The sequence below is a fragment of the Streptomyces sp. NPDC023723 genome (assembly GCF_040639815.1).
Lineage (GTDB): Bacteria > Actinomycetota > Actinomycetes > Streptomycetales > Streptomycetaceae > Streptomyces.
This window is the reverse complement of record NZ_JBFAAP010000059.1, coordinates 34,026-41,945: the sequence shown is the minus strand read 5'-3', so window position 1 is coordinate 41,945 and position 7,920 is coordinate 34,026. Positions and strand designations below refer to the sequence as shown.

The following is a 7,920-nucleotide window of genomic DNA, read 5'->3' as shown; positions in this document are numbered from 1 at the left end:
CCCGCCCATCCGCGGGCAGTCGTGCCGCCTGGGGCGGCACGGGTGGGCGCGGCGGCGCCCGGTCAGCGCCGGGTCGCGCCACCCACCCCGCGCCAGCCCCAACCCCGGGTGCCGAGAACACGTCCCTGCGCAGCCGCGAGCACCCCCAGCGCGCCGGGCGGCGTGAACGCCCCCGACGCCAGCCCCAACCCCGGCACCGCCAACAACCCCGGCACCGAAAACAACCCCGCCCCCCGCGGAGCGCTACGCGTCGCCCCCCGCCACCCCCGGATCCGCCGCCCCCACATCAAGCAGCCGATACCGGTCCACCGCCTGCTTCAGCGCCGACCGGTCCACCTTCCCCTCCCGTGCCAGCTCGCTCAGCACTCCCACCACCACCGACTCCGCGTCGATGTGGAAGAACCGCCGCGCCGCCCCCCGGGTGTCCGCGAACCCGAACCCGTCCGCCCCCAGCGACTGCCAAGTCCCCGGCACCCACCGCGCGATCTGGTCCGGCACCGCCCGCATCCAGTCGGAGACCGCCACGAACGGCCCCCGCGCCCCCGCCAGTTTCCGCGTCACGTACGGCACCCGCTGCTCCTCCTCCGGATGCAGCAGGTTGTGCTCCTCGCAGGCCACGGCCTCGCGCCGCAGCTCGTTCCAGGAGGTCGCCGACCACACGTCGGCCCGCACGTCCCACTCCTCCGCCAGGATCCGCTGCGCCTCGACCGCCCACGGCAGCGCCACCCCCGAGGCGAGGATCTGCGCCGGGATCGACCCGGCGGTGCCCGCGCTGAAGCGGTACACGCCCTTGAGGATGCCCTCGACGTCGACGTCCGCCGGCTCGGCGGGGTGCTGGATCGGCTCGTTGTAGACGGTGAGGTAGTAGAAGACGTCCTCGCTGTCGGGGCCGTACATCCGCCGCAGCCCGTCCTTGACGATGTGCGCGATCTCGAAGCCGAACGCCGGGTCGTACGCCACGCACGCCGGGTTGGTCGAGGCCAGCAACTGGGACTGCCCGTCCGCGTGTTGCAGCCCCTCGCCGGTCAGCGTGGTCCGGCCGGCGGTCGCCCCCAGGACGAAGCCGCGCGCCAGCTGGTCGCCCATCTGCCAGAACTGGTCGCCGGTGCGCTGGAAGCCGAACATCGAGTAGAAGACGTAGACCGGGATGAGCGGTTCGCCGTGCGTCGCGTAGGACGAGCCCGCGGCGATCAGGGACGCCGTGCAGCCCGCCTCCGAGATGCCGTCGTGCAGCATCTGGCCGTTCGGCGACTCCTTGTACGCGAGCAGCAGTTCGCGGTCGACCGACTCGTACTGCTGGCCCAGCGGGTTGTAGATCTTCGCGCTCGGGAAGAACGAGTCCATGCCGAACGTGCGGTACTCGTCCGGCGCGATCAGCACGAAGCGGCGGCCGATCTCCTTGTCCCGCATGAGGTCCTTCAGGAGACGGACGAAGGCCATGGTGGTCGCGATGGACTGGTTGCCCGAGCCCTTCTTCACGGTCGCGTACGTCGAGTCCACCGGCAGCGGCAGCGGCTTCGCGCGCACCACCCGGGTCGGCACGTAACCGCCCAGCGCCTTGCGGCGGTCGTGCATGTACTGCATCTCCTCGGTCTCCCGGCCGGGGTGGTAGTACGGCGGCGGGCCGGACTCCAGTTCCTGGTCGGAGATCGGCAGGTGCAGCCGGTCCCGGAAGCGCTTGAGGTCGTCGACCGTCAGCTTCTTCATCTGGTGGGTGGCGTTGCGGCCCTCGAAGTTGGGGCCCAGCGTCCAGCCCTTGACGGTCTTGGCGAGGATGACGGTCGGCTGGCCCTTGTGTTCGAGGGCCGCCTGGTACGCCGCGTAGATCTTGCGGTGGTCGTGGCCGCCGCGGCCCAGGTGCAGGATCTGGTCGTCGGTCATGTTCTCGACCATCGCGCGCAGCCGGTGGTCGTCACCGAAGAAGTGGTCGCGGATGTACGCGCCGGACTCGGTGGCGTACGTCTGGAACTGGCCGTCCGGCGTCGTGTTCATCTTGTTGACCAGCACGCCGTCGCGGTCCTGGGCCAGCAGCGGGTCCCAGGTGCGGTCCCAGACGAGCTTGATCACGTTCCAGCCGGCCCCCCGGAAGACCGACTCCAGCTCCTGGATGATCTTGCCGTTGCCGCGTACCGGGCCGTCCAGCCGCTGGAGGTTGCAGTTGACGACGAAGGTGAGGTTGTCGAGGTTCTCGCGGGCGGCGATGGTCAGCTGGCCCAGGGACTCCGGCTCGTCCATCTCGCCGTCGCCGAGGAACGCCCAGACGTGCGAGCGGGAGGTGTCGGCGATGCCGCGCGCGTGGATGTAGCGGTTCATCCGGGCCTGGTAGATCGCGCCGATCGGGCCGAGGCCCATCGAGACGGTCGGGAACTCCCAGAAGTCCGGCATCGAGCGCGGGTGCGGGTAGGAGGAGAGCATGTACGGCGCCTTGGACTTCTCCTGCCGGAAGCCGTCCAGGTGCCGCTCGCCGAAGCGGTCCAGCAGGTAGGCGCGGGCGTAGATGCCCGGCGACGCGTGGCCCTGGAAGAAGACCTGGTCGCCGCCGTCGCCCTCGTCCTTGCCGCGGAAGAAGTGGTTGAAACCGACGTCGTAGAGGGAGGCGGAGGAGGCGAACGTGGCGATGTGGCCGCCGACGCCGATGCCGGGACGCTGGGCACGTGAGACCATGACGGCCGCGTTCCAGCGCGTGGCGTTGAGGATCTTGCGTTCGATCTCCTCGTTGCCCGGGAAGAACGGTTCACTCTTGGTGGGGATGGTGTTGACGTAGTCCGTACTGCGCATCTCCGGCACGGCCACCCGCTTCTCGCGGGCCCGTTCGATCAGCCGCAGCATGAGGTAGCGGGCCCGCTCCCGGCCGCGTGCGTCGACGGCGGCGTCGAGGGAGTCGAGCCACTCCTGAGTCTCCTCGGGATCGAAGTCAGGAACCTGACTGGGAAGGCCGCCAATGATGATCGGGTTGCGATCGGATGCGGAAGCCACGCTGTTCCTTCGCTGTCGCAGGGCGTATCGGAGAGTGCCGGCACCGTCTCCCATCGTGTACCTACCCGGGGAAAACGTCACCTCTACCGCGAGGTAACCGGTTCTCTGTCGACAACCGGGGCACGTTCTGCCGGATCTCGTACCCCTGTATGGTTCCCAATTACGCAAACGGGGCAGAAAGGTGTGGTGTACGTCACCTTCGATCCCGGGTGGCGTGCCTGGAGTTGCGGTGACACGGTCGGGATCGTCACCGTTTCGGCGGTCCCGGCGGCCGGGTACTTGCGCGATCGGTCCCGCCCGTGTGGACTACGGCCAATGCTTCGCGCACGCGCGTGGCTGAGACATACCCAAATACATGATCAGGAGGCAACCCGTGAGCGCGACCGCGGACCACGCGGAGGAGCGGACGAACCCTGCCGCCAGGCTGGGGTTCCAGCCCGGGCAGGTGGTCCAGGAGATCGGCTACGACGACGACGTCGATCAGGAGCTCCGCGAGGCCATTGAGGGCGTCATCGAGAGCGACCTGGTGGACGAGGACTACGAGGACGTGGCCGACGCCGTCGTGCTCTGGTTCCGTGACGACGACGGCGACCTGACGGATGCGCTGGTGGACGCCACCACGTACATCGAGGAGGGCGGGGCGATCCTGCTCCTCACGCCGAAGACCGGCCGGGATGGTTACGTCGAGCCGAGCGACATCTCGGAAGCCGCCACGACGGCGGGGCTGACGGCGGCCAAGAGCGTCAGCGTCGGCAAGGACTGGAGCGGCAGCCGGCTGGCGACGCCGAAGGCCGCTAAGTCGAAGCGGTAGCCCCGTAGCGGGGCGAAGCGAGAATCACGGACACCGGACGGGCCGGCCGCGGTCGGCCCGTCCGGTGTCCGGTGACCGTCCCTGCGTAGGGTGTTCCTCGTGAGCGACTCCTCCGAAGGGACCAACCGGGCGATGACGATCCAGGTCGGCGACAAGGCCCCCGATTTCGAACTCAAGGACAACCACGGGGCGACCGTGAAGCTGTCCGACTTCCGGGGCGGCAAGAACGTGGTGCTGATCTTCTACCCGTTCGCCTTCACCGGCGTGTGCACGGGCGAGCTGTGCGAGGTGCGCGATCACCTGCCGCAGTTCTCCGACCGTGACACCCAGGTGCTCGCCGTCTCCAACGACTCCATCCACACCCTGCGCGTCTTCGCCGAGCAGGAGGGCCTGGAGTACCCGCTGCTGTCCGACTTCTGGCCGCACGGCAACGTCTCGCGCGCCTACGGCGTCTTCGACGAGGACAAGGGCTGTGCGGTGCGCGGCACCTTCGTCATCGACCGGGAGGGTGTGGTGCGCTGGACCGTCGTCAACGGACTGCCGGACGCCCGGGACCTGACCGAGTACGTGAAGGCGCTTGACACCCTGTGACCGCGCCGCGGTGATTCTTCCGCATCAGGGCATGCGGGGTGCGGGAACCCGTCACTAGGATCGAATCGTTGATCCGACATCCGACGCACTTCGGGGCTTCCCGCCCCCGGACACCAATGGAGGACTCGTGGGAGTCAGCCTCAGCAAGGGCGGCAACGTATCGCTGACCAAGGAGGCCCCCGGCCTGACCGCGGTCATCGTCGGTCTGGGGTGGGACGTGCGGACCACGACCGGTACCGACTTCGACCTCGACGCCAGCGCACTGCTGCTGAACAGCTCCGGCAAGGTCGGCAGCGACGGGCACTTCATCTTCTTCAACAACCTGAAGAGCCCCGAGGGCTCGGTCGAGCACACCGGTGACAACCTCACCGGCGAGGGCGAGGGTGACGACGAGCAGATCAAGGTCGACCTCGCCACCGTCCCGGCCGACGTCGAGAAGATCGTCTTCCCGGTGTCGATCTACGACGCGGAGAACCGCCAGCAGTCCTTCGGCCAGGTCCGCAACGCGTTCATCCGGGTCGTCAACCAGGCCGGCGGCGCCGAGATCGCCCGCTACGACCTGAGCGAGGACGCCTCCACGGAGACCGCCATGGTCTTCGGCGAGCTGTACCGCAACGGCGCGGAGTGGAAGTTCCGCGCCATCGGCCAGGGGTACGCGTCGGGCCTGCGCGGCATCGCGCAGGACTTCGGCGTCAACGTCTGAGCCGCCGCCGATCCCCGCCGTCCGGCGCCGCACGCCTTCCGTGCGGCGCCGGACGCGCACACGAGCAGCACAGCACCGCGGAACCACCACCCGGGGAGGGACCAGCACTATGGGCGTCACGCTCGCCAAGGGGGGAAACGTCTCCCTGTCCAAGGCCGCACCCAACCTCACGCAGGTGATGGTGGGACTCGGCTGGGACGCGCGATCCACCACCGGAGCACCCTTCGACCTCGACGCCAGCGCCCTGGTGTGCGGCGGCGGCCGGGTGCTCGGTGACGAATGGTTCGTCTTCTACAACCAGCTGAAGAGTCCGGACGGCTCGGTCGAGCACACCGGCGACAACCTCACCGGCGAGGGCGACGGGGACGACGAGTCGGTGCTCATCGACCTGTCCCGGGTGCCCGCCGAGTGCGACAAGATCGTCTTCCCGGTCTCCATCCACCAGGCGGACGAGCGCGGCCAGACCTTCGGCCAGGTCAGCAACGCCTTCATCCGGGTCGTCAACCAGGCCGACGGCCAGGAACTCGCCCGTTACGACCTCAGCGAGGACGCCTCCACCGAAACCGCGATGATCTTCGGCGAGGTCTACCGCTACCAGGGCGAGTGGAAGTTCCGGGCGGTGGGCCAGGGGTACGCGTCGGGGCTGCGAGGCATCGCTCTAGACTTCGGAGTCAACGTTTCGTAAAGCCGAGTACGGCGCGGGGGAGCCCCGTACACAAGGATTGGGTAGCCAGTGCTTCTGAAAACCTTCGGCTGGTCGTTCGCGGTCACCGCGCTCGGCCTGGTCGCGGCGGTCTTCTACGGGGGGTGGACCGCCTTCGGCATCGTGGCGATCCTCTCTGTCCTGGAAATCTCGCTGTCCTTCGACAACGCGGTGGTCAACGCCGGGATCCTGAAGAAGATGAATGCCTTCTGGCAGAAGATCTTCCTCACCGTCGGCATTCTGATCGCCGTCTTCGGCATGCGGCTGGTCTTCCCGGTCGTCATCGTCGCCATCAGCGCCCAGCTCGGCCCGATCGAGGCGGTCGACCTCGCGCTCACCGACAAGGACCGCTACCAGCAGCTGGTCACCGACGCCCATCCGTCGATCGCCGCGTTCGGTGGCATGTTCCTGCTGATGATCTTCCTCGACTTCATCTTCGAGGACCGGGACATCAAGTGGCTCGGCTGGATCGAGCGCCCGCTGGCCAAGCTCGGCAAGGTCGACATGCTGTCGGTCTGCATCGCCCTGATCGTCCTGCTCATCGCCTCGATGACGGTGGCCACCCACGCCCACCAGCACGGCGGCACGCACGTCGACAAGGCCGAGACGGTGCTGCTGGCCGGCATCGCGGGACTGATCACGTATCTGATCGTGGGCGGCCTCTCCGCGCACTTCGAGAACAAACTCGAAGAGGACGAGGAACGCGAGCACGAGGAAGAGGAACAGGCCGAGCGCACCGGCAAGCCCAAGTCGGCGGTCAAGCTGGCCGGCCAGGCCGCCTTCTTCATGTTCCTCTACCTGGAGGTCCTGGACGCCTCGTTCTCCTTCGACGGCGTGATCGGCGCCTTCGCCATCACCAACGACATCGTGCTGATGGCGCTGGGTCTCGGCATCGGCGCGATGTACGTCCGGTCGCTGACCGTCTACCTGGTCCGCCAGGGCACCCTGGACGACTACGTCTACCTGGAGCACGGCGCGCACTACGCCATCGGCGCGCTGGCCGCGCTGCTGCTGATCACCATCCAGTACGAGATCAACGAGATCATCACCGGTCTGATCGGCGTGGTCCTGATCGCCGCCTCCTTCTGGTCCTCGGTCCGCCGCAACAAGGCGCTCGCCGAGGCCGAGGGCAACGGCGACAGCGCGAAGGCGGAGGTCTCCTCCGGAGTGTGAGGAGACCGCGGCCCGGACGTGTTCGCTCCCGGTGCTCCGGCACCGCGGGTGTGAACCCGGCTCCGGGGAGGAACGCTCTGAGCGGGGCGGCCGTCGAGGACGACTCCTCGGCGCCGCCCCGTCGGCGTCCCGGACCGCGGGTGCGACGGAGCAGCCGCGGCCCTTCGGTGCGGTGGCGTGAGACGGACATGGGTGGGGCGGCAATGGGCATCTTGGACGGACTGTGGGGCGGCCGTGAGGCCGACTTCGACTCGGGCAACGCGGCGACCAACGCCATCGAGCTGACCAAACGGCACAGCCAGGTCTCGCTGACCAAGCAGGGCGCGGCCAGCGGCAACCTGCGCATCAACCTGGCCTGGCGGATGCGGACCTCCGACATCTCCGGGATGCAGCGCGAGAGCCTGCTGCGGCACCCCTTCAAGGCGCTGAAGCCGCCCGAGGTCATGGGCCACAGCCAGAGCATGGTCAACGTCGACCTCGACCTGGGCTGCCTCTACGAGATGCAGGACGGCTCCAAGGGCGTCGTACAGCCCCTGGGCGGCTACTTCGGCGACGTCAACGCCGCGCCCTACGTCAAGCTCAGCGGCGACGACCGGTTCGGCTCCGCCTCCGGCGAGACGATCTACGTCAACCTCGACCACCGGGACAACATCAAGCGGCTGCTGGTCTTCGCCTACATCTACGACCAGACGCCCGCCTTCGACCGCACGCACGCCATCGTCACCCTCTACCCGAGCAACGGCCCCCGGATCGAGATATCCCTCGACGAACGCCACCCCCAGGCCCGGTCCTGCGCCGTGGTGATGATCGAGAACGTCAAGGGCGAGATCTTCGTCCGCCGCGAGGTCAAGTTCGTCTACGGCTTCCAGGGCGAACTGGACCGGCTGTACGGGTGGGGCCTGCAATGGGGGCGGGGCTACAAGGCGAAGGCAGAGCGGTAGGCCGGGCGGCGCGCCGCCCGGC

7 protein-coding genes are annotated in these 7,920 nt (G+C 68.4%); 6 read left to right on the top strand and 1 reads right to left on the bottom strand.

Annotation, left to right across the window (positions count from 1 at the left end):
• Positions 1 to 243: 243 nt before the first annotated feature.
• The gene (gene aceE, locus AB0G32_RS34865; protein ID WP_361172917.1) at positions 244 to 2,976 is read right to left on the bottom strand and encodes a pyruvate dehydrogenase (acetyl-transferring), homodimeric type; all 2,733 of its coding nucleotides are present in this window, start codon (positions 2,974 to 2,976) and stop codon (positions 244 to 246) included.
• A gap of 373 nt (positions 2,977 to 3,349) precedes the next feature.
• On the opposite strand from aceE, the gene AB0G32_RS34860 reads away from it, so the two are divergent.
• The 6 genes from AB0G32_RS34860 (at position 3,350) to AB0G32_RS34835 (ending at position 7,898) form a co-directional block, all read left to right on the top strand.
• Positions 3,350 to 3,787: a DUF3052 domain-containing protein gene (locus AB0G32_RS34860; RefSeq protein WP_361172915.1), complete on the top strand. Its 438-nt coding sequence runs from the start codon at positions 3,350 to 3,352 to the stop codon at positions 3,785 to 3,787.
• A gap of 132 nt (positions 3,788 to 3,919) precedes the next feature.
• Positions 3,920 to 4,378: a peroxiredoxin gene (locus AB0G32_RS34855; protein ID WP_361172920.1), complete on the top strand. Its 459-nt coding sequence runs from the start codon at positions 3,920 to 3,922 to the stop codon at positions 4,376 to 4,378.
• Between the two features lie 127 nt (positions 4,379 to 4,505).
• The gene (locus tag AB0G32_RS34850) at positions 4,506 to 5,081 is read left to right on the top strand and encodes a calcium homeostasis/redox stress adaptation protein (RefSeq protein WP_361172912.1); all 576 of its coding nucleotides are present in this window, start codon (positions 4,506 to 4,508) and stop codon (positions 5,079 to 5,081) included.
• Positions 5,082 to 5,190: 109 nt separating this feature from the next.
• Positions 5,191 to 5,766: a TerD family protein gene (locus AB0G32_RS34845; protein WP_361172909.1), complete on the top strand. Its 576-nt coding sequence runs from the start codon at positions 5,191 to 5,193 to the stop codon at positions 5,764 to 5,766.
• A 48-nt stretch (positions 5,767 to 5,814) separates the two neighbouring features.
• On the top strand, positions 5,815 to 6,957 hold the full coding sequence (locus AB0G32_RS34840; RefSeq protein WP_361172906.1) for a DUF475 domain-containing protein: 1,143 nt from the start codon (positions 5,815 to 5,817) through the stop codon (positions 6,955 to 6,957).
• Positions 6,958 to 7,160: 203 nt separating this feature from the next.
• Positions 7,161 to 7,898 carry a Tellurium resistance gene (locus AB0G32_RS34835; protein ID WP_361172903.1) on the top strand — a complete coding sequence of 246 codons (738 nt, stop codon included), beginning with the start codon at positions 7,161 to 7,163 and terminating at the stop codon, positions 7,896 to 7,898.
• Positions 7,899 to 7,920 lie beyond the last annotated feature (22 nt).